The sequence below is a fragment of the Arthrobacter sp. H41 genome, assembly GCF_000520535.1.
Classification (GTDB): domain Bacteria; phylum Actinomycetota; class Actinomycetes; order Actinomycetales; family Micrococcaceae; genus Arthrobacter_D.
In genome coordinates, this window is the sequence record NZ_KI914830.1 from 21,765 (window position 1) to 46,629 (window position 24,865).

The 24,865-nt window shown below is 65.6% G+C and carries 25 protein-coding genes and 1 tRNA gene; 16 read left to right on the plus strand and 10 right to left on the minus strand.

Annotated features, from left to right (window positions below; translation table 11 throughout):
* Both Y705_RS20345 and Y705_RS20350 read left to right on the plus strand, forming a co-directional pair.
* Positions 1 to 463: aminotransferase class V-fold PLP-dependent enzyme (locus Y705_RS20345; protein WP_155850102.1), on the plus strand; the 463-nt coding region annotated here is incomplete at its 5' end.
* A 31-nt stretch (positions 464 to 494) separates the two neighbouring features.
* A complete protein-coding gene (locus Y705_RS20350) occupies positions 495 to 1,232 on the plus strand; it encodes a M50 family metallopeptidase (protein ID WP_049822834.1) in 738 nt (245 codons plus the stop codon).
* A gap of 10 nt (positions 1,233 to 1,242) precedes the next feature.
* On the opposite strand, the gene Y705_RS20355 is transcribed toward Y705_RS20350, so the two are convergent.
* Genes Y705_RS20355 through Y705_RS0114650 form a run of 3 tightly spaced genes read right to left on the minus strand, consistent with a single transcriptional unit; the run spans position 1,243 to position 4,628 of the window.
* The gene (locus Y705_RS20355; protein WP_049822835.1) at positions 1,243 to 2,358 is read right to left on the minus strand and encodes an ATP-dependent DNA ligase; all 1,116 of its coding nucleotides are present in this window, start codon (positions 2,356 to 2,358) and stop codon (positions 1,243 to 1,245) included.
* A gap of 5 nt (positions 2,359 to 2,363) precedes the next feature.
* Positions 2,364 to 4,124: an alkaline phosphatase D family protein gene (locus Y705_RS20360; protein ID WP_081738087.1), complete on the minus strand. Its 1,761-nt coding sequence runs from the start codon at positions 4,122 to 4,124 to the stop codon at positions 2,364 to 2,366.
* Between the two features lie 45 nt (positions 4,125 to 4,169).
* Entirely contained in the window at positions 4,170 to 4,628 is a 459-nt protein-coding gene (locus Y705_RS0114650; RefSeq protein WP_026533395.1) for a hypothetical protein, read from the minus strand.
* A 552-nt stretch (positions 4,629 to 5,180) separates the two neighbouring features.
* Between Y705_RS0114650 and Y705_RS22785 the strand changes: the two genes are divergently transcribed.
* From Y705_RS22785 to Y705_RS0114670, 4 genes are all read left to right on the plus strand, one after another.
* The gene (locus tag Y705_RS22785; RefSeq protein WP_216698812.1) at positions 5,181 to 5,462 is read left to right on the plus strand and encodes a hypothetical protein; all 282 of its coding nucleotides are present in this window, start codon (positions 5,181 to 5,183) and stop codon (positions 5,460 to 5,462) included.
* Between the two features lie 267 nt (positions 5,463 to 5,729).
* Positions 5,730 to 6,443 (plus strand): MSMEG_4193 family putative phosphomutase, encoded by a 714-nt coding sequence (locus Y705_RS0114660; protein WP_026533397.1) that lies wholly within the window; start codon positions 5,730 to 5,732, stop codon positions 6,441 to 6,443.
* 15 nt (positions 6,444 to 6,458) lie between these two features.
* Positions 6,459 to 7,013 carry a DUF3090 domain-containing protein gene (locus tag Y705_RS0114665; RefSeq protein ID WP_026533398.1) on the plus strand — a complete coding sequence of 185 codons (555 nt, stop codon included), beginning with the start codon at positions 6,459 to 6,461 and terminating at the stop codon, positions 7,011 to 7,013.
* Positions 7,013 to 7,780 (plus strand): SCO1664 family protein, encoded by a 768-nt coding sequence (locus Y705_RS0114670; RefSeq protein WP_026533399.1) that lies wholly within the window; start codon positions 7,013 to 7,015, stop codon positions 7,778 to 7,780. The genes Y705_RS0114665 and Y705_RS0114670 overlap by 1 nt, the downstream gene beginning before the upstream one ends.
* Positions 7,781 to 7,903: 123 nt before the next feature.
* Here Y705_RS0114670 and Y705_RS0114675 read toward each other — a convergent pair.
* A tRNA-Leu gene (locus Y705_RS0114675) sits at positions 7,904 to 7,986 on the minus strand.
* 185 nt (positions 7,987 to 8,171) lie between these two features.
* On the opposite strand from Y705_RS0114675, the gene Y705_RS0114680 reads away from it, so the two are divergent.
* Entirely contained in the window at positions 8,172 to 9,473 is a 1,302-nt protein-coding gene (locus Y705_RS0114680; protein ID WP_026533400.1) for a M20/M25/M40 family metallo-hydrolase, read from the plus strand.
* Positions 9,474 to 9,477: 4 nt separating this feature from the next.
* Here the strand turns inward: Y705_RS0114680 and Y705_RS0114685 are convergent, their stop codons facing one another.
* A complete protein-coding gene (locus tag Y705_RS0114685) occupies positions 9,478 to 9,720 on the minus strand; it encodes a DUF5703 family protein (RefSeq protein ID WP_026533401.1) in 243 nt (80 codons plus the stop codon).
* A gap of 41 nt (positions 9,721 to 9,761) precedes the next feature.
* Between Y705_RS0114685 and Y705_RS0114690 the strand changes: the two genes are divergently transcribed.
* Positions 9,762 to 10,046 carry a hypothetical protein gene (locus tag Y705_RS0114690; protein ID WP_026533402.1) on the plus strand — a complete coding sequence of 95 codons (285 nt, stop codon included), beginning with the start codon at positions 9,762 to 9,764 and terminating at the stop codon, positions 10,044 to 10,046.
* On the opposite strand, the gene Y705_RS0114695 is transcribed toward Y705_RS0114690, so the two are convergent.
* Positions 10,036 to 10,971 (minus strand): aldo/keto reductase, encoded by a 936-nt coding sequence (locus Y705_RS0114695; protein ID WP_026533403.1) that lies wholly within the window; start codon positions 10,969 to 10,971, stop codon positions 10,036 to 10,038. The genes Y705_RS0114690 and Y705_RS0114695 overlap by 11 nt on opposite strands.
* A gap of 49 nt (positions 10,972 to 11,020) precedes the next feature.
* Here Y705_RS0114695 and Y705_RS0114700 point away from each other — a divergent pair, with 49 nt between their 5' ends.
* Both Y705_RS0114700 and mshC read left to right on the plus strand, forming a co-directional pair.
* Positions 11,021 to 11,845, plus strand: a complete 825-nt coding sequence (locus Y705_RS0114700; protein ID WP_026533404.1) for an undecaprenyl-diphosphate phosphatase — start codon at positions 11,021 to 11,023, stop codon at positions 11,843 to 11,845.
* Positions 11,846 to 11,867: 22 nt separating this feature from the next.
* The gene (gene mshC, locus Y705_RS0114705; RefSeq protein ID WP_026533405.1) at positions 11,868 to 13,157 is read left to right on the plus strand and encodes a cysteine--1-D-myo-inosityl 2-amino-2-deoxy-alpha-D-glucopyranoside ligase; all 1,290 of its coding nucleotides are present in this window, start codon (positions 11,868 to 11,870) and stop codon (positions 13,155 to 13,157) included.
* A gap of 365 nt (positions 13,158 to 13,522) precedes the next feature.
* Here mshC and Y705_RS23295 read toward each other — a convergent pair whose 3' ends face one another.
* From Y705_RS23295 to Y705_RS0114725, 3 genes are all read right to left on the minus strand, one after another.
* A complete protein-coding gene (locus Y705_RS23295; protein ID WP_026533406.1) occupies positions 13,523 to 13,822 on the minus strand; it encodes an L-lactate permease in 300 nt (99 codons plus the stop codon).
* A gap of 238 nt (positions 13,823 to 14,060) precedes the next feature.
* Entirely contained in the window at positions 14,061 to 14,411 is a 351-nt protein-coding gene (locus Y705_RS23300) for an L-lactate permease (RefSeq protein WP_253908645.1), read from the minus strand.
* 10 nt (positions 14,412 to 14,421) lie between these two features.
* On the minus strand, positions 14,422 to 15,756 hold the full coding sequence (locus Y705_RS0114725; protein ID WP_026533409.1) for an alpha-hydroxy acid oxidase: 1,335 nt from the start codon (positions 15,754 to 15,756) through the stop codon (positions 14,422 to 14,424).
* 95 nt (positions 15,757 to 15,851) lie between these two features.
* On the opposite strand from Y705_RS0114725, the gene Y705_RS20365 reads away from it, so the two are divergent.
* A complete protein-coding gene (locus Y705_RS20365; RefSeq protein ID WP_049822836.1) occupies positions 15,852 to 16,577 on the plus strand; it encodes a FadR/GntR family transcriptional regulator in 726 nt (241 codons plus the stop codon).
* Between the two features lie 584 nt (positions 16,578 to 17,161).
* On the opposite strand, the gene Y705_RS0114735 is transcribed toward Y705_RS20365, so the two are convergent.
* A complete protein-coding gene (locus Y705_RS0114735; RefSeq protein WP_026533410.1) occupies positions 17,162 to 18,049 on the minus strand; it encodes a PAC2 family protein in 888 nt (295 codons plus the stop codon).
* Positions 18,050 to 18,184: 135 nt separating this feature from the next.
* On the opposite strand from Y705_RS0114735, the gene Y705_RS20370 reads away from it, so the two are divergent.
* The 5 genes from Y705_RS20370 to dop all read left to right on the plus strand — a co-directional run bounded on the left by Y705_RS20370 (position 18,185) and on the right by dop (position 24,831).
* The gene (locus tag Y705_RS20370) at positions 18,185 to 18,940 is read left to right on the plus strand and encodes an HAD family hydrolase (RefSeq protein WP_081738088.1); all 756 of its coding nucleotides are present in this window, start codon (positions 18,185 to 18,187) and stop codon (positions 18,938 to 18,940) included.
* The gene (locus Y705_RS0114745) at positions 18,937 to 20,109 is read left to right on the plus strand and encodes a site-2 protease family protein (protein ID WP_026533411.1); all 1,173 of its coding nucleotides are present in this window, start codon (positions 18,937 to 18,939) and stop codon (positions 20,107 to 20,109) included. Before Y705_RS20370 ends, Y705_RS0114745 begins: the two co-directional genes overlap by 4 nt.
* A 111-nt stretch (positions 20,110 to 20,220) precedes the next feature.
* Positions 20,221 to 21,348, plus strand: a complete 1,128-nt coding sequence (locus Y705_RS20375) for a tRNA (adenine-N1)-methyltransferase (RefSeq protein WP_081738089.1) — start codon at positions 20,221 to 20,223, stop codon at positions 21,346 to 21,348.
* Between the two features lie 100 nt (positions 21,349 to 21,448).
* Positions 21,449 to 23,212 (plus strand): proteasome ATPase, encoded by a 1,764-nt coding sequence (gene arc, locus Y705_RS0114755; protein ID WP_026533412.1) that lies wholly within the window; start codon positions 21,449 to 21,451, stop codon positions 23,210 to 23,212.
* A gap of 59 nt (positions 23,213 to 23,271) precedes the next feature.
* Complete coding sequence (dop, locus tag Y705_RS0114760; protein WP_026533413.1) at positions 23,272 to 24,831, plus strand: depupylase/deamidase Dop; 1,560 nt, start codon at positions 23,272 to 23,274, stop codon at positions 24,829 to 24,831.
* Positions 24,832 to 24,865 lie beyond the last annotated feature (34 nt).

Sequence of the window (24,865 nt, forward strand, 5' to 3'; positions counted from 1 at the left end):
CCGCCAGCCCATCCAGGGCTGGCTCGGCAGCGCCGACCCCTTCGCCATGGGCGGCTCCTACGAACCCGCGCAGGGGATCCGGCGGATCGTCTCGGGAACCCCACCGATCGTAGGCATGCTCGCCCTGCAGGACATGCTGGAGCTGATCGCGGAGGCGGGGATGGCACAGGTCCGGGCGAAGTCGATGGCATTGACGGACTTCGCCGTCCGCGCGGTGGATGAACTGCTCGGGGACGACGGCGTGGTGGTGGCGTCTCCCCGAGCAGCCCACGAACGCGGCGGGCACATCACCATCGACCATCCACGGTTCGCGGCCATGGTGCCCGAGCTGTGGGCTGCCGGAGTGATTCCTGATTACCGGAACCCCTCGGGGATCCGCCTGGGACTTTCTCCGCTGTCCACCTCCTTCGAGGAGACCTTGCGCGGCGTGAGCAGCATCGCTGAGAGGATGCGGAAGCATTAGCTCCTCAGCATTCCCGGATCCTGCAGCGCTCATGAGCGAGTTCGCCTCCGTCTGGTGGAGCCTCATCGTGGCAGGGTTCTCGATGGTTCCCGCGCCAGCCATCGGCGGGCTCCAGCTCGCCGGAATTCTGACCGCCGCCGTCGTACTGTCACTGCCTGCGGTGACGTGGCGTTATTTCGGCTTGTTCGTGACCACCGTCCATGAGCTCGGGCACGCGGTCGCCGCCCTGGTCTCGCTGCAGCGAGTGAGCGGAATCGAGCTGCGGTTCAACCACTCGGGCGTCACCATGACGCGGGGGAGGGGCGGCTGGCGCGCGGTCTGGACGGCGTTCTGGGGCTATCCGGTGCCGGCTCTCGTCGGCACCTGCCTCGTGGGCGCTGCGGTCTCAGGGGCCGCGTCGATTGCGCTGTCCATCAGCGCGCTGGTCCTCCTTGCCCTGGTGTTCCTCATTCGCAACCTCCAGGGATTCGTGGTCGCCGGGTTGCTCGTGGGCTTGTCCACAGCGCTCGTCTGGTATACCAGCCCGTCGGTGACCGCCTACGCGACGCTGGCGACGGGCGTTGCGCTCCTCGTCGGAGCCGTCCGTGACTGGTTCAAGGTGGCACTGGTCCACACCCGCAGGCGCTCGGAACTCGCGTCCTCGGACGCCTACCTCCTCGCCCAGCGCAGCGGCGTTCCCGCCGTCGTCTGGCTGGGCCTTTTCGCGTGCATGATCGGTACAAGCGTCCTCGGGGCGGCTGGTCTCCTTCATCACGCGGTGTCGATATAGTGCGGTGTCCTTATAGTGCGGTGTCGCTCTCGTCCTGAACGGTTCCGGCCCCGGTCTGCTCGGGCCGATTCATCAGGAATTCCGTGAGGTCGAAGGCGACTGCCTCCTCGAGCTGCGCGTAGGTGCAGGACCCGGGGTCACGGTCGGGCCTGAAGCGGCTGAACTGGGTGGTGTGGCGGAAACGCTCGCCTTCCAGGTGGTCGTACCGGACCTCGATGACACGCTCCGGCCGCAATGGGGTGAAGGTGAGGTCCCTGCCACCGGACCAGCGGCTGCCCTCGGCGGTGCGCGGCGTGCGGGTTCCGTCGGATTCCCTGGCCGATGACCATGGATGGTCATCGGGAGAAGTGATCAACGGTTGCAGCTCAAGGAACAGCTCCTTCCGACGCGCTGCCGGAAAGGCGCTGACGACTCCCACGGCTGCCAGTTCGCCCTCGTCCGTGTACAACCCGAGCAGAAGGGAACCGATACTTTCGTCGTCGTTCTTGTGCGTGCGGTAGCCGGCGACCACGCAGTCGGCCGTCCTCTCGTGCTTGATCTTGAACATGGACCGTTTGTTGGGTTGGTAGGTGCCCCCGAGCGGCTTCGCGATGATCCCGTCCAGGCCGGCACCTTCGAACTGCTCGAACCACTGTGCGGCCACCACAGAATCTTCCGTGGCGGGTGTGAGGTAAACCGGCGGCCGCGCGCCGACCAGCGTTTCCTCGAGAAGCCGCCGGCGCTCGGCGAACGGCAGCCCGGTGTGATCCTCTCCACCGCGGGCGAGGAGGTCGAAGGCGACGAAACTCGCCGGGGTCTCCTCGGCCAGGAGCGCGATCCGGCTGGCTGCCGGGTGGATCCGCTGTTGCAGCACTTCGAACTCGAGCCGCCCGCCGACCGGAAGCACGATCTCGCCGTCGAGCACACAGCGGTCGGGCAGATTGTGGGTCAGCGCAGCGACGAGCTCGGGAAAGTAGCGCGTCAGAGGTTTGCCGTTGCGGGAACCTATCTCCAGCTCAGCGCCGTCCCGGAAGATGATTGCGCGGAACCCGTCCCATTTCGGTTCATAGCTGAGTGGACCTTCGGGAATTCGGGGCACGGATTTTGCCAGCATCGGGGCAACGGGCGGCATCACGGGAAGGCGCATGATTCCTATTGTCGCCTTCCTCTCCGCGCCCATGCAGTCCTGCGATCCGGGAGGGCCGCCTCCGGCGCCACTTCCCCTCCCGGCACATCCTTCCTCGTCCCACGCGGCGGCACCGTCATCGCTGCCACTTCTTCGAGCCGCGGGTGGAGGTGGTCGCCGTCGTGCACGGTTCCCGTCTGCCACCACAACCGGAGGCCTTCCGGCCCGCCTTCGAGCCCGGCCAGGTTGTTGTCGAACCATGGTCCCCGGATGTTCCGCCAGCGGAACAGTGGGTCGGGGACCTTGACGGAGCGGGCCACGAGCGCTCCCACCGGAGCGGCGAACCCGTAGGAAAGGATGGCGGTGGAAGAGCGCAGAAGCCGGGGGAGCGGGTTGCGGATGGGGGAGCAGACCGCCTGGAGGATGCGGCTGCCCGAAGTGCGCTCCACTTCGGCGACGTACGAGAAATGCACGTCTCCCGAGAGGAAGGTCACCGTCTCGGGCGCCGGGCCACGCTTGCCGTCCGCCACCTCCGTGGCCATCAGCGCCACGGCCCGGAAGCTGTTCTGGAAGGCTGCCCAGTGCTCAAGATCCATGCCCTGCCGCAACTTCTCTCCCAGGAGTGCGCCCGCCTTCCCCCAGGCACCCTGCGCGAGTGCCTCGTCCCAGGACTCGATGTGGTGAAGCCCGAGGGGCAGCAGGAACGGCAGTGAGGTTCCCACCAGCAGGTGGCGGAAGCCGCCCACCATCCTGCTGTCGAGCCACGCTGTCTCCCCGCTGTTCAGCAGGGCGCGTGCATCGGGGGTCAGGACGCGGGCTACGCGGGAATCCACCACGATCAGGCGGGTGTCATCGAAGTCGCGGGAATAGCTCCACCGGTAGCTTGCCGGGTCCTTGTCGGCGCGGTCGGCGAAGGCGTCGAGCTCCGCGCTCAGGTCCAGTTCGTCGTCGTCATGGTGGTTGATGATCCGCTGCCAGATCTCATCCTCGGCGCGCCGCTCCGGTGACAGATTGCCGAGGTGCTGGTAGACCCAGTAGGACGCCAGACCCGCGACGATCCGGCCCTGCCACCAGGAGGTGGCCTCCATCTCCTGCTTCCAGCTCATGGAGGCATTCCAGTCGTCGCGGATGTCATGGTCGTCGAAGATCATGGCGCTGGGGAGGGTGGACAACAGCCAGCGGTTCGCGGCGTCCGACCACGCGAGGTTGTACAGGTGGGCATACTCCTCGTAATCCTTGAGTTCCGCCCCCGGATCCTCCCGGATGTCCCTGCGCGCAGTGATGAACTGCTGCATCTCCTCGCTGGTGGAATCGGCGTAGACCTGGTCGCCGAGGAACAGGATCAGGTCAGGCCTCGGGAACGAGGTGTCCTCCGCCATGGAAAGCGCGTAGGCGCGCATCGCGTCGACGCCGTGCGTCCGGTTGCCGGCCTTGCTATGGGGGATGCTGGTGCGGCAGGAGCCGAAGGCCAGCCGCAGGGGCTCGCCCGGGGTGAGCGTGGCAATGACCGACGCCGGGAAGTCCGGCTCGGCGTCCGCGCTCCGGTCCGGCCAGACCTGGCGGCCGTCGATCTCGACGGTGTACTCGGTCACGCTACCCGGCTGCAGCCCGGTCACTTCGACGAGCGAGTAGTGGTGGCCGTGGACGGCGAACGTGTGTGCCGACCAAGCCCCGTGGCCGGTACGGACGACGACGGTGGCGGCTTCTCCGGTCTCCACCCAGATGCTCGCCGACGTGTCGTCGACGTACCGCAGCATGGGCCCGAGCACCAGCGGTGTTGTGGTCATGAGTATGTTCTACCCCTCGAAGGCCGGGACGGCTATCCGATCCCGTCATGCCGCAAGATCACGTTTCCGGAAAGCCGTCGCTCCCAGAGCGAGCAGGGCAAGCGCGACCCCGGACATCCAGGCCAGCGGTGCGGGCGAAAGCTCCTCGCCGGGGACAGCCGGCACCAGGCCGAAGGGCTCGGCATCGAGCAGGGCGCCGGGCAGGTTCAGCAACGGACCATAGAGGCCCACGGGCATTGAGGCCACCAGGAGGACCCAGACCCACCAGGTGCCGGTGGCGCGCCCGTACGCCAGAATTGCGGCACCGACGACACACAGGACCAGCGGAAGGAGTGCCAGGCCGGCGACGGCGAACTCACCGACCATCGACGCGTCCTGCGTAGCACTGAGGAACCCCAGCCCAAATCCCAGTCCGCTCAGCACGAGCATCGCCGTAGCGGAAAGGGCGGAGACGAGCAGGGATGTGGCGACCCAGCGCGCCCGGCTGACCCGCGTGGCCAGCACCTACTCGCATGTTCAGTCGGTTTCAAGGATTCCGGGACGGCGGCGTGATGTTGCAGGACCGTGATCGAAAAGCTGATCGGGTGGACTTCGGATGGTTGTAGAGTGCACTTCATCATCAGGCTCAGAATTCACTTCAGCCCCAAAGCAGAACAGGTCGATCCATTGAACAAGCGACTCCTTGTGGCCCTTTCCGTCAGCGCACTGCTCCTTGGCGGTTGTGCCACGGCTGAGAACGCCGGCGACAGAACCTCCACCGGTGCCGCGTCCGCCGAGGCGAGCACCGAGCCATCGGAACGTTCTGCTGCGCCTTCCGTCACGCCGCCGGTTGAGCTCCCGGCCGCACCTTCGGCTGAGCCCACGCCGCTCGAGGTCGAGCCCACGCCGCTCGAGGTCGAGCCATCAGCCGAATCGAGTGAACCTTCCCCGGCCCCTGCGGAGGTCCAGGAACCGCCGGCAGCCGCGCCGTCGGTCCCGGCACCTGGTGATCCTCACCTGCCGTCCGACACGTCCCCTTACCCGGGCAGCTCCCCGTCCGTCGCATTCAGTGCTCCAGTGACGGCGGAGTGGTCCATCTGGATCGCGGGGCGGTCCTGGAAGGTCACTGGATCCGGGTATGTCCCGGGAGAGCAGCTGCAGGTTTCCTTCGGCCCTGCCAATACGGACGTGTTGGTGGCAGAGACCTTCGTGACCGTCGATGCCGACGGTCACTACCTCGCCTGGCTCGACGTCCCGGCCTCCGCGGCCCCGGGGACCTACGGCATTCTGACCTCGGCCGTTCCGTTCACCGAGGTGAGCAAGAGGTACGGCGCAGTGGAAGTCGTCGCCGCCTTCTGAAGGTTCCAGATGCCGGCCGGATGACGTTCGCTGAGGCTGTCGAACACGCGCTCCGACACAGTGGAGAGTTGAAAAACGGTGGCCGTTGACTTATCCGGATGGCGCCTGGATTTCGCAGCGGCTTCGATGACGGGTCACATCACCCCATGTACCCGATACCTTGATTCGGTGCGGCGCACGAAGTCAGCCAGCCCACGACGTCGTGCCGGGCGCTCGCCGACTACCGGTCGGTTTCACCGCCGTCGAGCGCATGGCTAGGCTGGGTCGATGGCTACAGTGATTCTGATACGGCATGGCCGCACCACAGCGAACGCCAGCGGACTGCTGGCCGGGCGGGCCGCCGGCGTCAGCCTGGACCAGATCGGGCGCGACCAAGCGGCCAAGACCGGTGACCGGCTCGCCGTCGTGCCCGTCGTCGGAGTGGTGTCGAGCCCCCTCGAGCGTTGTCAGGAGACCGCCCAGCTCATCCTCGATCGTCAGGCCGGCACCACGCAGGCGCCGGTCGATATCAATCTCGATGCCTGTCTGACCGAGTGCGACTACGGCCAGTGGCAGGGCCGCACGCTCAGTGATCTCGCGAGCGAGGATCTGTGGTCGGTGGTGCAGTCCCAACCGTCCTCCGTCATTTTTCCCGGCGGTGAAGCCATGGCCGCGATGCAGGCTCGGTCGGTGGCGGCGATTCGGCGACACGATGCAACCTTCGAGGCGGAGTACGGGCCGGGGGCCGTGTGGGTTGCCGTGAGCCACGGTGACATTATCAAGTCGATCCTCGCCGATGCGCTCGGAATGCACCTCGACCTGTTCCAGCGCATCAATGTGGGCCCGGCCTCCGTGTCGATCGTGCGCTATGGCACGAGTCGGCCGAGCGTCTACTCGACCAATACCGACGCGGGGGATCTATCCTGGTTGGCGAACAGCGTCCACTCTGACGATGCGCCGGTGGGCGGTGGTGCAGGTCATAAGGCGCCACGAACTCCATGAGCCTAAAATAGCCATATGCCTAAGACTGTTCACGAGTTCGCCTGGCCTGACCGGGTCGTCGTCGGCACCATCGGCCATCCGGGGGCGCGCACGTTCTACCTGCAGGTGCGCTCGGGGAAGCAGATCGTGAGTATTGCCCTGGAGAAGCAGCAGTCGGCCCAGCTCGCCGAGAAGATCGACGAGATTCTCGACCAGCTCATTACCCTTGAGGGCAACCCCTTCAGCATCCCCACGAGCACTCCCATCGAACTTGTCGACAATGACCAGCTCGAGGCCGTTCAGGAGCAGTTTCGAACCGGCGCCATGACTCTGGGTTGGGACCCGACGACGGCGCAGGTCGTGATCGAGGCCTACCCGCTCACCGACGTCGATGCTGAGGACAACGACGGATCGCTTGATGAGGATGACCTCGACGTGCCCGAGATGCTGCTGGTGCGGATGCCGGTGGGTACTGCCCGCGCATTCGCCAAGCGCACCCGTGAGGTCGTGGACGCCGGGCGCCCGACGTGCTCGCTCTGCGGTTACCCCCTTGACGCTGACGGGCACATCTGCACACTTCCTGAGATTTGATGCCCGTGCCCGACCTCGAGACCGCTGAACTGATGCTCACCGGCCGCATCACGACGGCTTCAAACGCCACATTCCTGGGCAGCATCGGCGGCGCGGTGGTCGTGTACAAGCCGATAGCGGGGGAGCATCCGCTGTGGGATTTTCCCAACGGCACCCTGGCCCATCGGGAGGTGGCCGCCTACCTGGTCTCGCAAGCCTTCGGCTGGAACGTCGTGCCGCACACCTGGCTGCGGGATGGTCCGATGGGTGAAGGGATGGTGCAGCTCTGGCAGGAGCAGGATGCCGCCCAGAATCCCGTGGACCTGGTTCCGTCTGACCGCGTGGCCGAGACCGGCTGGAAACACGTCCTCGAGGGTCAAGACGAAAACGACCTGCTGGTCGCCCTCATCCACGAAAACTCGCCGGCGCTGAGACGCATGGCTGTGTTCGACGTGGTCGTCAACAACGCCGACCGCAAAGGCGACCACATTCTTGCGATGGCCGACGGACGCCGGCACGGCGTGGATCATGGTCTCACCTTCCACAGTGAGCACAAGCTGCGCACGGTCCTGTGGGGGTGGCTGGGGGACGAGCTGACCACCGACGAACTCGACGGCATCGATCGTGTCAGCGCAGGACTGCACGGTGAGCTGGGCCGCGACCTGGCGGACCTGCTCAGCGCTGAAGAAATCAGGTCGCTCGCCGCACGCTGCACCCGGTTGCGCGTCGCGGGGCGGTTTCCGGCGCCGCGCGGGGCGATGCCGGCGGTGCCCTGGCCACTGTTCTAGTGGAACTGTGGCCAGGCGTATCGAGCGCCGGCAGCTGTCGGAAATCCGGGTTCGCGTGGTTGACGACGTCCCGGCGCCTGCTCGGAGACACAAAAAAACCCCGGCGAACCGGGGTTTTCATTGTGCGCGGAGGGGGACTTGAACCCCCACCCTCGTTAGAGGACTAGCACCTCAAGCTAGCGCGTCTGCCATTCCGCCACCCGCGCAGGTGGTGGTTTCGCGGTCAGAAACCGTCGAAAGCAACGAGAAAAACTCTAACACGAGTTAGCCCTGAGGTTTGAATCGTGGAGTTCCGACGGCAACCCGAACAGGGGACGCGTTCTCAAAAGCACAACCGCGAGACGGTGACTCGGTAGGCTGGGCGGGCACCCAAAAGCCAGGAGGACGCAGCATGAGCATTATGCCCGAGGACGAAGTTGTACGAATCTGCCAGGAACTCATCCGGATCGATACCTCGAACTTCGGCGACAACGTGGGGCCGGGGGAACGGGCTGCGGCCGAATACACCGCCGCGCTCATCGAGGAGGTAGGCCTCGCGACACAGATCTTCGAGGCGGCTCCCGGGCGGGCATCCGTCCTTGCCCGCATGGAAGGCAGCGACTCATCCCTGCCCGCACTGGTGGTGCACGGACACCTGGATGTCGTGCCCGCCCAGAAGGAGGACTGGTCGGTGGACCCCTTCGGCGGCGAGGAGAAGGACGGCCTCATCTGGGGCCGCGGCGCCGTGGACATGAAGGACATGGACGCCATGATTCTTTCGGTCCTCCGTTCCATGAAGCGGAGCGGCATCAAGCCCAAACGAGACCTCATTTTCGGTTTCTTCGCCGACGAGGAGGCCGGAGGCAGCTACGGCGCATCCTGGCTGGTGGACAACAAGCCGGAGCTCTTCGAAGGTGCCACCGAAGCGATCTCGGAGGTGGGCGGGTTCTCCTCCACCATCGGAGGCCAGCGCACCTATCTCCTGCAGACGGCGGAAAAGGGTATCTCCTGGCTTCGGCTGGTGGCTCACGGCAGGGCAGGACACGGCTCCCAGATCAATACCGACAATGCAGTGACACGCCTTGCCCGGGCTGTCGCCAGGGTCGGCGACTACTCCTGGCCCATCGAGCTGACTCCCACCACGCGCCAGTTCCTCGACGGCGTCACCGAACTCACCGGCGTCGAATTCGATCCCGACAACCCCGACGTCCTGCTCGCCGAACTCGGCACGGTAGCGCGCTTCGTCGGTGCGACCCTGCAGAACACCTCGAATCCCACGATGCTCAAGAGCGGCTACAAGCACAACGTGATTCCGGGCACCGCGGAGGCCCTGGTGGACGTTCGGACCCTCCCCGGCCAGCAGGATCAGGTCCTCGAGATCGTGCGCTCACTGGCAGGGGAAGGAGTGGACGTTTCCTACGCGCACAAGGACGTCTCCCTCGAGGTGCCCTTCTCCGGCAACCTGGTGGACTCGATGATCGACGCCCTGCACAGTCAGGATCCGGGCGCGAAGGTCCTTCCCTATACACTGTCGGGCGGTACCGACAACAAGTCCCTGAGCCGGCTCGGCATCACCGGTTACGGTTTTGCGCCGCTGCAGCTGCCTGACGAGCTGGACTTCACGGGCATGTTCCACGGTGTTGACGAACGCGTGCCCGCCGACTCGCTGCGTTTCGGCGCGAAGGTGCTCACGCGCCTGCTGACCACGTACTGACGGTTTACTGAGGGTCCAGGGTGCGTTCGACCCGGAGCACTTTTCGCCTCAGCCAGAAGCGCCTGCTCCCGCTGGTGTAGATGCAGCTGCGCTCGAGTTCCCACTTGCCGTATTCGGCGTGCTCGGTGATCAGTTTGCGCGTGGACGGCAACGGCTCGCCGGGATTGATCGTCACCACGAGGTACTCATACTGGCGGCCGAAATCGCGCCGGCGGACCGTAGTGGAATTCAGAAATTGTTCTCTCATATCCCTCCAATTCTGATCACTTTACCTATAACGTCTAGTGCATGAGCATAGATCCGCGTGTCGCGCTCCAGACCCTCGTCACAGCACTCGAAGAGCATCTCGCGGCGTCAGCATCACGGCGGCGGGAGGACGATCCGGCCGTCGAGGCCGCGTACCTGGCCATCGCCGATGCGTTCGAAGTCTACGAGGAAGTCCTTTACGACGCGTACGGCGAAGTGACCCCGCTGGAGATCTACGAGGAGTCGGACGACGACGACGAGTCCGACGACGAGTCCGACGAGTCCGACGACGAGCGCATCTCCTCCGGCGAGCGGGCTACGCCGTAGGGACCGATACTTCATCGAGGACATCCGCGATTGGCTGCGGAATGGCCTTGAGGTTCGTCTGCAGGAGTTCCTTCAGCTGGTGGGAAGTCCTTGCCCCCAGGATCACCGACGAGACGCACGGACGGTGAAGCAGCCACCGCAGTGCCAGTTCGTGGGGCTGCAGGTCCAAACCCTTTGACGCTGTGCAGAGGGCCTCGATGATCCGCTGCGGCCGGCCGGTCAGGTAGGAATCGACATAGGGCGCCCATACCTCGGACGCGCCGCGCGAGTCCGACGGCAGGCGTCCCCGGTATTTCCCGGTGAGCACTCCCCGCCCCAGCGGCGCCCAGGCGAGGATCCCCGCATCGAAGGCCGCCGCGGCCGGAACGGCCTCGGATTCCACCCGGCGGTTCACCAGCGAGTACTCGACCTCGTTGGCAACCAGCGGAAAGCCCGCCGTCGCAGCAAGGCGCGCGAATTCCCAGCCCGAATGGTTCGAGGCTCCGACGTATCGTGCACGTCCGGAAGTATAGGCAAGCTCAAGGGCGCTCAGCGTTTCATGGAGCGGGACGGGGGTGTCGCCGGCTGGGGCAAGCCACAGGTCGACCGAATCGGTACCGAGCAGCGTCAACGAGGCGTCGAGTGAATCAAGCAGGCCCCGACGCGAGGTATCGACGCTTCCGGTACCGCTCCGCGGTGAACCGCCCTGAACGGTCAGCACTATTTCCGAACGGGCCACGGTGTCACCGATGAAACCGCCCAGCATCGCTTCCGCCTGGCCCTCGCCGTACCCGGCCGCCGATTCGACCAGGGTGCCCCCGGCTTCGGTGAAGAGCCGCAACTGCTCCCGTGCGGCCTCCTCATCCACCTCCCGGCCCCAGTTCATGGTGCCGAGTCCAAGCGCCGACACGGTCAGGCCGCTCGATCCCACGTTTCGCCGTTGCATAGTGCAAGCCTAAAGCCTGGGCGGAAAAGGTTGCTCTAAGGTCGTAAGAGTGAATTGGATCGAAGCTGTCATCCTCGGATTTGTCCAGGGGCTCACTGAATTCCTGCCCATCTCCTCCAGCGCGCACCTTCGTATCGTCGGTGAGCTCCTTCCCAATGCCCAGGATCCGGGAGCCGCCTTCACCGCGATCACCCAATTGGGGACCGAGGCGGCCGTCGTCGTCTTCTTCTGGCGGGACATCGTGCGGATTCTCAAGGCGTGGTTCGGGTCGCTTGGAGGATCTGTGCCGCGAAACGATCCGGACGCGCGCATGGGGTGGCTCGTGATCCTCGGCAGCATCCCCATCGGCGTGCTCGGATTGCTGTTCCAGGACCAGATCGAAGGAGCGTTCCGCAGCCTCTGGATCGTGGCGACCATGCTGATCGTGTTCGGCTTGATCCTCGCCGTCGCCGATGCTGTGGGGAAGCAGACCAGGGACCTCACCCAGCTCACCTACCGGCACGGCATCCTCTACGGCTTCGCGCAGGCGCTCGCCCTTATTCCCGGCGTGTCACGCTCCGGTGGAACGATCACCGCCGGACTGCTGATGGGCTACACCAGGGAAGCGGCAGCGCGATACTCGTTCCTGCTCGCCATCCCCGCCGTATTCGCCAGCGGCTTCTACCAGCTCGCCAAGAGCGTCGGCACGCCCGGTCCCTTCGGCCTGGGGGAGACGGCGCTCGCCACGGGGATCGCCTTCGTGGTGGGATTCGCCATCATCGGCTGGTTCCTCCGCTTCGTTTCGACCCGCAGCTACAGCGTGTTCGTCTGGTACCGCGTTCTCCTCGGGCTCGCGCTCTACGCCCTGCTGGGCTTCAACGTCATCAACGCCTGACGCGCCGACGTAAGCTAGGGAAGTGATTGCGTGGAACTTTAGCCCTGTCCCTGATGTTGCCGGTACCCAGTCGAGGATCGAACTGTTCGACACCGCCCAGGGAAGAATAGTGGAACTTCCCGCGGAGCCGGGGCCGAGCCTCTACGTCTGCGGAATCACGCCCTACGATGCGACGCACCTGGGCCATGCGTCCACCTACGTGGCCTTCGACCTACTTAACCGCACCTGGCGGGACAGCGGCTCCACGGTGAACTACGTCCAGAACGTCACCGACGTGGATGATCCCCTGCTCGAGCGGGCCACCGCCACCGGAGTGGACTGGAGGGAGCTCGCCGAGCAGCAGATCGAGCTGTTCCGGACGGACATGGCCGCGCTGAACGTCCTGCCCCCCGACTCCTACATCGGCGCCGTCGAGTCCATCGACTGGATCGTCCCCGTGGTCGAATCACTGGTGCACCGCGGCCTCGCCTACGCAGTCGAAGGTGACGCGACAGAGCCCGACGGCGACATCTACTTCTCCCTCGACGCCGTCGCCGCCCTCTCCCCGGAGGATGCCGACCGCTGGTTCCTGGGCCAGGTGTCCCACCTCTCCGAGGAGCAGATGCTCCCGCTCTCGGCGGAGCGGGGCGGTGACCCTGACCGGCCGGGCAAGCGCAACCGACTCGATCCGCTGCTCTGGCGCCAGGCCCGGCAGGGCGAGCCCGCCTGGGACGGCGGGTTGCTCGGCAGCGGACGCCCCGGCTGGCACATCGAGTGCGCTGTCATCGCCCAGCGGTTCCTTCCCTCGCCGTTCACCGTCCAGGGCGGCGGATCCGACCTGGTCTTCCCTCATCATGAGATGAGCGCCGGCCACGCGTGGGCGAGCAACAGTAAACCACTTTCGCGCCACTATGCGCATGCCGGAATGGTGGGGTACGACGGCGGCAAGATGAGCAAATCCCGGGGCAACCTGGTGCTCGTCTCCACCCTGCGGCGCGACGGCGTCGACCCTGCCGCCATCCGGCTGGCGATCCTGAATTTCCACTATCGGACGGACTGGTCCTGGACCGATGCCGTCCTCGAGCAGGCCGTCGAGCGGCTGGGACGCTGGCGCTCGGCATCGGCAGCCGCGACGCCCACGGACGTGAAGGAAGTGGTCATGGACATCCGCAATGCCATGGCGGCGGATCTCGACGCCCCGGGTGCGCTCGCCGCAGTGGACGAATGGGCTGCGCGTGCGGGCGGGCAGACCCAGGACGAGGAAGTCGCCGACCCGGAGGCGCAGGGCCAGCTCGTCGCTGCCCTGGACGCCCTGCTCGGCGTCAGGCTTTGACTGGGGCGGCTTGTGAAAAAGTGAAATATCCAACGCTAGGGTTTTTCGGTGCGGCGTGATGGCCTGTAGTTGCCGGGTTTGATCTGGTTGGCGCGGGGCCAGGTGTAGTCGCCGGTGAGAAGTGCAAACGGAATGGGTTTATCCAGTGGCCGTCACACAGCCCCAGACCAAGCCCGGGCTTGCTTCATCACCCATCGAGCAGTTTGGTTGGGCTCCCGGCCGGGAGCTGACCCTGCTCCCGGACCGTCGGTCTCGATCACATCGCGTCATTGCCTCTGTGGTTTGCTTCCGTTGACTTCGGTTCAGCAACCGTTGTCGATGTGGGGCGGGCCGGTCGAATGACGCTCGAGGGTGCAGTTCGTGGTTCAGAGTCGTTCGGCTTTCACCAATGTGCTAACTGTTCGCTGGCGTTTCATCCAGCCGACCAGTGCCGCCAGTGCCGCCAGCAACAGCACGAGCATGATCCTGCCCAGATTGAGTCCTAGCCCGTGGATGAACACATACGCAATTGAGCCGGCGGCCAGGCAGTAGTACGTGGTGATGATGATTGTCTTGCGGAGGAGATCTCCTTCACGCCCGAGCAAGCCCACCGTCGCGGACGCCGCGACGATATTGTGGATGGCAAGGGGATTTCCGCCGGCACCTCCGACGGCTTGGGCCGCCACCCGCGTAGCTACCAACAAGGGTTCCCATCAGTACGTAGGGAATCCAGGCGCGAACCATGCTCATTCTGGCTGAGATGTCTGTTGCGGCCGCGGGCTCGATGCTGCCCATCCACCGCTCATTCCAGCCGGACCTCGGGCCGAAATCGAAGGTGTCCTTGGGCATCAGGAAACCGCGGCTGGAGGTGAACATGACCAGGGGCAGGCCGATGATGCCGCCGAGGAAACGCGCCACCAGGACCTAGGGGACGGTCATGGTGAGCGAGACGTAGAGGGCAAAAGGCCAGATAGCCAAACCATCGCGGAAGCGACGTTCCGGGCCGAAGAACCCGGTCAGCATGCACACCAGGAAGAGGGGTATGAGTAGGCCCACAATGGCATGGATCAGGGCCACTTCGAAGCCGATGGACGCAATGAACTCAGGGAAGGTGACGCCAAGTTCCGCCATACGATCGTCGACGGCCGGATCTCCCCCGAGTCCGCCGCCGACGCCGACGATGATCGGGGTTCCGACGGCGCCGAAACTAACCGGCGTGCTTTGAATGATCAGATCGACCATCACGGCGGCCATCGCGGGCAAGCCCAGGGTCAACAGCAGCGGTTCACAGGAACCGGACGTGGTCCTCGTTCAGGTCCGAGATCTTGTTCACTCCCAGCAGCTGCATGGTGCGCGCCACCTGCGTCCCGAGGATCTCGATCATGCGGTCGACGCCGGGGCGCCCTCCGGCCATCAGTCCGTAGAGGTAGGCCCGTCCCACGAGCGTGAAGTCGGCACCGCGCGCCAGAGCGGCAACAATATCTCCGCCGCTCATAATGCCGGTGTCAAGGATGATGTCGGTCTTGCCCTTCAGCTCCCCGGCGACTTCGGGAAGAAGGTGCAGCGGGATGGGCGCGCGGTCCAGTTGCCGCCCGCCGTGGTTGGACAGGACGATGCCATCGGCACCGTGATCGACGGCCTTTTTGGCGTCGTCGAGCGTCTGGATTCCCTTGACGACCAGTTTTCCTTTCCAGACCTCGCGGAGCCAGTCCAGATCCTGGTAAGTGAGGGTGGGGTCGAACATGGAGTTGATCAGGTCCGCGACCGTTCCCGAGTAGTGGGAGAGCGATGCGAAGTTCAACGGTTCGTGGGTGAGGAAGTTGATCCACCATGCCGGCCGGTAGGAAGCATCCAGAACTGTCTTGATCGTCAGTGCGGGCGGAATGGTCATGCCGTTCCGAACATCCCGGAGGCGGGCTCCGGCAACGGCGGTGTCGACGGTAACCATCAGTGTGTCGTTGCCGGCTGCGGCGGCCCGATTCACGAGTTCGATCGACCTCTCACGGTCCGTCCAGAGGTAGAGCTGGAACCAGTTCCGGCCGTTCGGCGCTGCCGCCGCGACGTCCTCGATGGATGCGGTGCCCATGGTGGAGAGCGTGAAGGGAATACCGGCCGCCTGCGCCGCCTGCGAGCCGGCGTATTCGCCTTCGGACTGCATCATCCGGGTGAACCCGGTGGGGGCAATGCCGAACGGCAGCGCCGATGATGCGCCCAGTACCCGGGTTGTCGTATCGACCGTGGAAACATCCCGCAGCACACCCGGGTGGAACTCGATGTTCCTGAAGGATTCACGGGCCCGGGACAGCGTGATCTCTTCCTCCGCGCCGCCGTCCGTGTAGTCGAACGGAGCTTTCGGGGTGCGTCGCTTGGCGATGGCGCGCAGATCCGCGATGGTCTGGGCCTTGGCCACCCGGTTCCGGGCCGTGGGAAAGGACGGTGCCTTGAATTGAAGGAGTGGACCGAGGTCCGCCACCGAGGGAATCCGGCGACGCAGCGCATCCGGTACGGCGCTGGCCGCTTCCTGATGCCCGTCGCTCGCCTCCGGGGAGGCCAAAGGCCTTGGTACTGCGCCCGCCTGGGCTGGTTCGGGGTGCTCTTCCGTTGCGATCTGCTCGGTCATTCGAGTCCTTTCCTCATGCGGCTCTATGGTTGGACCACAAGATGATGTGGAACACGCTACCGCAATGGTTGGACCACATCAAGTAGTGTGGCGCTATGAAAGCGCACCAGATTGTCCTTCAGTGGGTAGAGCGGGAAATTGCCGGGGGCCGCTTGGAAATTGGTCAGCGGTTGCCGGCGGAGCGCGCCATCGCGCAGCAGTTGGAAGTATCGCGGACCTCTGTCCGGGAGGCCATCCGGGTGCTGGAAGCCATGGGCATGGTTCGTTCTGGCGTTGGATCAGGGCCCGACGCCGGAACGCTCATCACTGCGGATCCATCAGCGCCGTTCACCTCCGCAATGCGCCTGCATCTGGCGACATCACACTTGCCCGCAGCAGACATCGTTCAAACCCGTGTGTTGCTTGAGTCGTGGGCAGTCGAACACGCGAAGCTTTCATCGCCTTCACTGGATTCAGCCCTCGCGCTTCTGGAAGCCATGGACGTACCGGATATCAGTGCGGAACGCTTCCTTGAGCTCGACGCCGAGTTCCACGTTGCCCTCTCACAAGCGGCGGGCAACATCCTGATCAGCACCATGATGGGATCGCTGCGAGATTCGATCGGCCATTACACCCTGGACATGATCAGCAACCTGCCGGATTGGTCAGCTACAGCCGCGCGGCTGCGGTCGGAGCACCATGGCATCTATGATGCGATCCGGACGGCGAGCCCTTCCCTGGCCTCCGAACTGGTCGTCGCTCATATCGAGGGCTACTACCGCGAGGCCGGTTTTTCCTCGCCGGAGCAGGCAGGCGCGGAGATCATCGAACGGACATCCTGAATAGCCTGCGGCGGTGCGACTGCCTCGAAACCGGCGCTCATGAGGTACAAGAGCAGACGCCGTCGAATCCGTTGGACCGAGGTTGACGGAAACAAGTTACTTGCCGGCCTCAACGCCTCCATCATGAATTAGCTCAAATTCGAGGAGTCCTTCAACGCACGGTTCCCTGGGTTTGAGACGCTGACCCATGGCATGACCGAAGCGGTCGGAGGACATCCCAGATCCGTCATCTGCATCAAGGAATAGACGCCGGTGAATCGTCCGGATGCTGATGAGCAGCTGCTCGTCCTTGATGTAGCGTCCAAGTTGGTGTGTCTGCGTTCGTGCTGCTTGGATAGTGGTGGCGCGGTCCGAGCGGGACGGGAAAATCCGGTGTCGAGGTGGGCCGTGCGGCGCTGTGGGGGAGGGCGCCGATGCGCCGGTAGTCGAAAAGTTTTTCGACATCGCTGCGTGAGGAGCTCAGGATAGAGGGAGGGTTCGGCAGTCCTGCACCGATCCGCTTCTTCCTATGTCGGGGTCGATCGGCGGTGGCTGTTATGGCGGGTGTCGGACGGCTTCGTCCTTCGCAGCTGCCCCCGCAGCTGCTATTCGCGGCGCCGCTTCTTGAGGTAACGCTCGAACTCCCGCGCAATCGATTCTCCGCTTGCCTCCGGGAGGTCGACGGTATCCTTGGCTTCCTCGAGTTGCCGGACATACGCCGCCACCTCGGGATCCTCGGTTGCCAGTTCATCCACGCCGCGTTCCCAGGCTTCCGATTCCTCGTTCAACGCCTGCGTCTCGACGCCCACCTGCAGGACTTCCTCCAGCTTGCTGAGCAGCGCCAGCTGGGCCTTGGGCGACGGGGACTGGCCCACATAGTGCGGCACTGCGGCCCACAGGGACATCGTCGGGATATCGGCGAGCAACCCCATTTCGGCGAGCACTCCGACGATCCCGATGGGGCCCTCATAGGTGGACGGTTCCACCTCGAGGCTCTCCCTCACGAGGTCGTCATCGGAGGTCACCGTGACGGGGATCGGGCGCGTGTGCGGGACATCGGCCAGGAGCGCGCCCACCAGGACGATGCAGTCGACGTTGAGTTCCTTCGCCGAGGCCACGAGTTCCGCGGTATAGGCGCGCCACTTATAGGAGGGCTCCACACCGTGAACGAGGATGATGTCCAGGTTGGAGTTCGGTACGGACGCCTTGCTGATCTTCGTATTGGGCCATTTGATTCGCCGCTGCCCCGACCCGTTGCGTTTGATGACGGGCCGAGTGAACTGGAAGTCGTAGAACTCGTCGGCGTCGATGGTCGAGATCTTCTCGCTGCCCCAGAAACGGCCCATGTACTTGAGCGCGTCACTGGCGGCCTCACCGGCGTCGTTCCAGCCCTCGAAGGCGGCGAGCATGATGGTGATTCGCCTGTCGGGCTGGGCGGCGTCCTGGAAGAGATCCCGTACGCCGCCTGGGGTGCTGTCGTCGAAGGTGTCCACGTGTTCACCCTAAACCTCGGTCCGCGCCGCTGTCAGTCGCTACCCGGGCGCTTCGCCGACAGCAGACGCAACGGGCCGGGCCGGGCCGAAGGCCGGATACATTGCGCACAGGACAGCCGCCGTAGACTTGGAACCATGCCTACACCTGTTCCGTCCAGCACAGCCGCGGGGATTTCCCCAGGACCCACATCGCCGGACGATGGTCTCCTCCAGGCCGTCCTGTGGGACATGGACGGAACCATCGTGGACACCGAACCGTACTGGATCGCAGCGGAGTTGGAGCTCGTTCAACGGCATTCCGGAACCTGGAGCACCGGGCAGGCCGAACAGCTGGTGGGCCAGGCCCTCGAGTTCTCGGCGGGAATGCTTCAGGCCGCCGGCGTGGATCTGACGGTGCGGGAGATCATCGATCACCTGATCCGGGAGGTCGCCGGACAGGTCAGGGCCGAGGTTCCCTGGCGGCCCGGCGCGCGCGAGTTGCTCGAGGAGCTCCGCTCCACGGGCGTACCCTGCATCCTGGTGACCATGTCCGAACGCCTGCTGGCCGCCGAGGTAGCCTCCCACCTTCCGGACGGCACGTTCGTGGAACTGGTCACCGGCGACATGGTGGGCCGCGGGAAGCCGGATCCCGAGGCGTACCAGCATGCCTTCGACCTCCTGGAGCATCGAATTCCCGGCCTTGAGAAGTCGCGTGTCGTGGCCATCGAGGATTCACTGCCCGGTGTCACATCGGCCCTCGCAGCGGGGGTCGTGACGGTCGCTGTACCGCACTTCGTCCCGTTGCCGCACAACCCGCATTCCATCGAGTGGCCGACCCTGCAGGGCAGGACCGTCCGGGATCTCGAATCGCTGCTCCGACCCGCCTCCTTCGCCGCAGAGGCGTCCCGGTGAGTGGCGACCCGACCCGGAAGGGGACGGCCAGGACCGGCAGGAGTCCCGGGCTCTCCCTCGGAAGGATCGCCGGAATCCCGGTGATCCTCGCCTGGTCATGGTTCGCCATCACGGCCGTCATCGTGATCCTGTTCGGGCCCAGGGTCGAGGACACGTTTCCCGGGATCGGTTCCGGGGCCTACGCAGTAGCGCTCGGCTACGCGCTGCTCCTCGCGGCCTCCGTCCTGATCCACGAACTCGCCCACGCGCTTTCGGCGCGTGCGTTCGGCTGGCCCACCGCGCAGATCGTCCTCAACCTGTGGGGCGGCCACACCCAGTTCGAACACTTCTCCAGCTCACCGGGCCGCTCCGTGGTGGTGGCGCTGGCCGGCCCCGCCGCGAACTTCGTCCTCGCGATCCTTGGGTGGGGTGTCCTCACCGTCCTGGAACCCCGCACCGTGGAATTCCTCCTCACCGAGATCCTCGTCTGGGCCAACCTGCTGGTCGCCATCTTCAATGTGCTGCCGGGCCTTCCCCTCGACGGCGGCCGGATGGTTGAGTCCGCCGTATGGAAAGCAACGGGCAGCCAGGACAAGGGCACCGTTACGGCCGGCTGGGCCGGACGGCTTCTCGTGGTGGTGCTGCTCGGCGTCGTCGTCGGGATTCCCCTCCTGCAGGGTCGGCAGCCGGATCTCACACTCATCATCCTGGCCGTGGTCATGGGCGCCTTCCTCTGGATGGGTGCCAGCGCCTCGATCGAGAACGCCAGGATGCGGCTCCGGCTGCCCGATATCAGCGCCAACCGGCTGAAGCAGGCCGCGGTAGGACTGCCGGCCGCCGGCACCACAGTGGCGCAGGCGCGGCGAATGGTCCGTGAGACCCCGGCGCCGGCAATCGTCCTGACGGGAGCCAGCGGACAGCCGGAAGCCGTGGTGGACACGGCCGCCCTCGAATCCGTTCCCGATTCCGCAGCGGACACGACGCCGGTCAGCGCGACCGCCCGCGCCCTTCCGGTGGGTGCCTACGTACCCGAGTGGGCCGAAGGACAGGAACTCGTCCAGTTCCTCGCGCGGCTCGAGGGGAACGAGTATGCGGTCATCGACAGCCGCGGCTCGGTGACCGGCCTGCTCCACCAGAAAACAGTGATCCAGGCCATCACCGGCAAATCGGCGCCAGGCCCCAGGTCATAGCTCCAACTGCCAGGCCGTAGCTCCAACTCCCAGGCCAGAGGCGCGACGACGGCGCCGCAGATTCGCGCCACCGCTTCCCGCTGCCACCCAAAAACCCGAAGGAATTCCCCCATGAGCACACCCACAGACCCCACCTCCCCGGGCGAGGCGCACGGCGCGGCAAGCAGGCGCGGGCCGTTCCGCGCCGGCGAACGGGCCCAGTTGACCGACGAGAAAGGGCGCATGAACACGGTGACCCTGACCCCGGGAGGGGCGTTCCACACGCACAAGGGATTCCTGCTCCACGACACGCTGATCGGCGAACCCGAAGGCACCATCCTCCCCAACACCACGGGCCAGCTGTACCAGGCCCTGCGTCCGCTGCTTTCCGACTTCGTCCTCTCCATGCCCCGCGGCGCTGCTGTGGTCTATCCCAAGGACGCAGCCCAGATCGTGACGATGGGCGACATCTTCCCGGGTGCCCGGGTGGTCGAGGCCGGCGTCGGATCCGGTGCACTCTCGATCTCACTCCTGCGTGCCGTGGGAGACACGGGCTCCCTCCACTCGTTTGAGCGACGCCCGGAGTTCGCGGAGATCGCCAAAGGCAACGTCGAAACCATCTTCGGCGGCCCGCATCCGGCCTGGAAGGTCTCCCTCGGAGACTTCCAGGAGCAGGTCCTCCAGGAGGAAGCACCGGGAACCGTCGACCGCGTGGTGCTCGACATGCTCGCGCCCTGGGAGTGCCTTGACGCAGTGGCAACGGTCCTCGTCGCGGGAGGAGTGTGGGTGAGCTACGTGGCAACGGTGACGCAGCTGTCCCGAACCGCCGAGGCAATCCGCGCCGACGGCCGTTTCACCGAACCTGTTGCCTGGGAGTCGATGGTCCGCGGCTGGCATCTCGAGGGCCTCGCCGTCCGTCCCGACCACCGCATGGTGGCCCACACGGGCTTCCTCCTGACCGCCCGGCGCCTGGCGCCCGGCGCCATCGGCTTCACTCCGAAGCGGCGGCCGTCGAAGACTGGCTTCAGCGAGGAGGACCTGAACGCCTGGACTCCGCAGGCCGTCGGCGAGCGGGATGTCTCGGACAAGCGCCTCCGACGCGTCGCGAGGGACGCCTCCTCCACCATCCAGCGGGGATCGCTCCCCGCCGAAGAGGCACAGTCGCGCCGGGATGCGCTGCTGGAGGGAATACCGGACGCCAGCGTTTCGAACGACGGCGTGTCCGAGGACAACGTTCTGGATGACAGGGATAAGGGGTAGCCGGCTGGCGCACCTTCCGCAGCCGGCGCAAGCGTAGGACGGCGGGTCTGCGCTATGGTCGAAACACAGCCCAGTGCCGAACCGAAGGTGGCGATACGCGATGGCGGAATCCGAAGAGCACGTTTCCCCTTCCGGGGGGCAGTCGCAGGAGCCGCCGGTGCAGGGCGGCGACAACGCCATGGCCCAGCGCCAGCTCAACGTCCTCCGCGACAAGCTGCGCCATATCGACCGCCAGCTCGCCTCGGCCACTTCGAACAACTCCCGCCTGGTGGCGGCGCTGGAAGCCGCCCGCACCGAGATCGTGCGGCTGAAGGCGGCCCTGGAAAAGGAAGGCGCCGCACCCTTCAGTTTCGCCACCGTCATCCAAATCAATACGCAACGGGCAGCCGAGCCGGGAACCACCACGCAGGCAACGGTGCAGGACACCGCGGATATCCTCCAGTCGGGACGGAAGCTCCGGGTCACGGTGAGCCCCCTGATCAACGTGCGCCAGCTCGCCCCGGGCCAGGAAGTGCTGCTGAACGAGTCGCTGACCATCGTGGCCGCGCTCGGCTACGAGCGGGCCGGGGAACTGGTCACCGTCAAGGAGCTCCTCGGGACCGACCGCGCGCTCGTGGTGGGGCGGATGGATGACGAGCGCCTCGTTCGGCTCAACGGGCACCTGCAGGGAGAGCGGATCCGGGTCGGCGATGCCCTGGCCGTGGACACGAAGTCCGGCTTCGCCCTCGAGAAGGTGCCGCGCAGCGAGGTGGAGAACCTCGTCCTCGAGGAGGTACCGGACATCGCCTACGAGGACATCGGGGGACTGGGACCGCAGATCGAGCAGATCCGCGACGCCGTCGAGCTCCCGTTCCTCCACCCCGACCTGTACCGCGAACACGGGCTCAAGCCCCCCAAGGGAATCCTGCTCTATGGTCCTCCCGGCTGCGGAAAGACACTGATCGCCAAGGCCGTCGCCAATTCCCTCGCCGCGCGTGCGGCGGAACGCTCGGGGTCGGAGCAGGTCCGCAGCTACTTCCTCAACATCAAGGGCCCGGAGCTGCTCGACAAATACGTGGGGGAGACCGAGCGGCACATCCGGCTGATCTTCGCCCGTGCCCGGGAGAAGGCGTCGGACGGCAGCCCGGTGGTGGTGTTCTTCGACGAGATGGAGTCGCTGTTCCGCACGCGCGGCACCGGGGTCTCCTCCGACGTCGAAACCACCATCGTTCCGCAGCTCCTCAGCGAGATCGACGGCGTCGAGAAGCTCGAGAACGTCATCGTGATCGGCGCCTCGAACCGCGAGGACATGATCGACCCTGCCATCCTGCGGCCGGGCAGGCTCGACGTCAAGATCAAGATCCAGCGGCCCGACGCCGAAGGGGCCGCGGAAATCTTCGCGAAGTACATCACGGAGGGCCTGCCGCTCCACGCCGATGATCTTGCCGAGCACGGCGGCGACGCCCGCGTCACCGTCGAGGAGATGATCCGGCGCACCGTCGAGAAGATGTACTCGACGGACAAGTCCAACGAGTATCTCGAAGTCACCTACGCGAACGGTGACACCGAGATGCTCTACTTCAAGGATTTCAATTCCGGGGCAGTCATCCAGAACGTGGTGGACCGGGCGAAGAAGTACGCCATCAAGGACCTGCTGCTCGAGGGCAGCAAGGGCCTCCGGATCGAGCACCTGATGCGTGCTGTGGTCGACGAGTTCCGTGAGCACGAGGACATGCCGAACACCACGAACCCCGACGACTGGGCACGGATCTCGGGCAAGAAGGGGGAGCGCATCACCTATATACGGACCATCGTGCAGGGCAAGGCGGGCCAGGAGCCCGGAAAGTCGCTCGAGACGACGGCGAACACCGGTCAGTATCTGTGAGTGGCGGTACTACTGGATCGTTCCCGAAGGAGACGGGCGGAGTCACCGTGCACCGGGTCATGGGCACCGAGACCGAGTACGGGATCATCGCCCCCGGCCTGCTCTCGGCCAATCCGACCCTGCTGTCCTCGCAGGTGGTCAACGCGTACGCCGCAACCCTGAGGGAAGGTCTCGGCAACCTGGCCGGCACACGGTGGGACTACACCGATGAGGCACCCCTCGCCGATGCGAGGGGCTGGCGGCTCGACCGGTCGGCGGCGCATCCCACCCAGCTCACCGACGAAGCGCCGGTGCTCACCGCCGAACAGATAGCCCTCGAACGCGGCGAACCCGCCGACAGCGCCGTCCTGATGAATCTCGTCCTCAACAACGGTGCCCGGCTCTACGTCGACCACGCGCACCCCGAGTATTCCTCCCCCGAGGTCACCAATCCTCACGACGCGGTGCTGTGGGACAGGGCGGGGGACCACGTCGCCCTCACCGCCATGCGGCGGATCGCCTCCACTCCCGGTTTCTCGCCGGTCCACCTCTACAAGAACAACACCGACAACAAGAGCGTCTCCTACGGTTCCCACGAGAACTACCTCGTCCCGCGGAGGGTGCCGTTCAGCCAGCTCGCCGCGTCACTCATCCCCTTCTTCGTCTCAAGGCAGGTGCTGTGCGGCTCCGGGCGCGTGGGGATAGGGGCGCTGAACCAGGCGCCCGGCTACCAGATCAGCCAGCGTGCCGACTTCTTCGAGAACGAGATCGGCCTCGAGACGACGGTCCGCCGCCCCATCATCAACACCCGGGACGAACCACACGCGGTCGCCGAGAAATACCGCAGGCTCCACGTGATCATCGGGGACGCGAACCTCAACGAAGTGTCCAACTACCTCAAGCTGGGGACGACGGCGCTGGTCCTCTCCCTCATCGAACACGGGCTGGCACCCCTGCCCGAACTCGCCGATCCGGTGCGTGCGCTCCAGGTGATCAGCCACGACCCCACCCTCACCGCAACCGTGGAGCTCGCCGACGGCCGGCGGCTCACGGGCCTGAACCTGCAGGAGATCTACTTCTCCGCTGCCTCGAGAGCCGCCGACGCCGATCCCCAGACCGCCGACGTGCTGCGGCGGTGGGAAGGGCTCCTGGGAACCCTGAGGACGGATCCTTCGGCCGCCGCCGGGCAGGTCGACTGGGTGGCCAAGCTCAAGGTGCTGCAGGCATACCGCGACCGCGATTCGCTCGAGTGGGGGGATGCGCGGCTTGGACTGATCGACCTGCAGTATGCCGACCTGCGGCCGGACAAGGGGATCTACCACCGGCTGGCCCGGCGCGGGGATGTGGAACTGCTCGTGGGGCAGGCCGAGGTGGAGAGGGCCGCCGTCGAGCCTCCCCGGGATACCCGCGCGTACTTCCGCGGCAAGTGTATTTCCACGTTCCCGGCGCAGGTCGTGGGGGCGAGCTGGGACTCGATCATCTTCGAACTCCCTTCCCAGGAGAGGCTCCAGCGGGTCCAGACGAGGGAACCGCTGCGGGGGACCGCGGCGCTCACCGAACAGCTTTTCGAACAGGCGTCCGACGCCGAGGATTTCCTGGCCCGATTGTTGAGCGGCCCGGAACCGAGCGTGGCACCATAGGAGTCAGCACCATCACTCCGGCGAAGGACACCCA

Bases quoted from the DNA above. Each gene is read 5' to 3' on its own strand.
- Y705_RS20350 (WP_049822834.1), top strand. From the start codon at position 495: ATGAGCGAGTTCGCCTCCGTCTGGTGGAGCCTCATCGTGGCAGGGTTC.
- Y705_RS20355 (WP_049822835.1), bottom strand. From the start codon at position 2,358: ATGCGCCTTCCCGTGATGCCGCCCGTTGCCCCGATGCTGGCAAAATCC.
- Y705_RS20360 (WP_081738087.1), bottom strand. From the start codon at position 4,124: ATGACCACAACACCGCTGGTGCTCGGGCCCATGCTGCGGTACGTCGAC.
- Y705_RS0114660 (WP_026533397.1), top strand. From the start codon at position 5,730: ATGGCTACAGTGATTCTGATACGGCATGGCCGCACCACAGCGAACGCC.
- Y705_RS0114665 (WP_026533398.1), top strand. From the start codon at position 6,459: ATGCCTAAGACTGTTCACGAGTTCGCCTGGCCTGACCGGGTCGTCGTC.
- Y705_RS0114670 (WP_026533399.1), top strand. From the start codon at position 7,013: ATGCCCGTGCCCGACCTCGAGACCGCTGAACTGATGCTCACCGGCCGC.
- Y705_RS0114680 (WP_026533400.1), top strand. From the start codon at position 8,172: ATGAGCATTATGCCCGAGGACGAAGTTGTACGAATCTGCCAGGAACTC.
- Y705_RS0114685 (WP_026533401.1), bottom strand. From the start codon at position 9,720: ATGAGAGAACAATTTCTGAATTCCACTACGGTCCGCCGGCGCGATTTC.
- Y705_RS0114690 (WP_026533402.1), top strand. From the start codon at position 9,762: ATGAGCATAGATCCGCGTGTCGCGCTCCAGACCCTCGTCACAGCACTC.
- Y705_RS0114695 (WP_026533403.1), bottom strand. From the start codon at position 10,971: ATGCAACGGCGAAACGTGGGATCGAGCGGCCTGACCGTGTCGGCGCTT.
- Y705_RS0114725 (WP_026533409.1), bottom strand. From the start codon at position 15,756: ATGACCGAGCAGATCGCAACGGAAGAGCACCCCGAACCAGCCCAGGCG.
- Y705_RS20365 (WP_049822836.1), top strand. From the start codon at position 15,852: ATGAAAGCGCACCAGATTGTCCTTCAGTGGGTAGAGCGGGAAATTGCC.
- Y705_RS20370 (WP_081738088.1), top strand. From the start codon at position 18,185: ATGCCTACACCTGTTCCGTCCAGCACAGCCGCGGGGATTTCCCCAGGA.
- Y705_RS20375 (WP_081738089.1), top strand. From the start codon at position 20,221: ATGAGCACACCCACAGACCCCACCTCCCCGGGCGAGGCGCACGGCGCG.
- arc (WP_026533412.1), top strand. From the start codon at position 21,449: ATGGCGGAATCCGAAGAGCACGTTTCCCCTTCCGGGGGGCAGTCGCAG.
- dop (WP_026533413.1), top strand. From the start codon at position 23,272: ATGGGCACCGAGACCGAGTACGGGATCATCGCCCCCGGCCTGCTCTCG.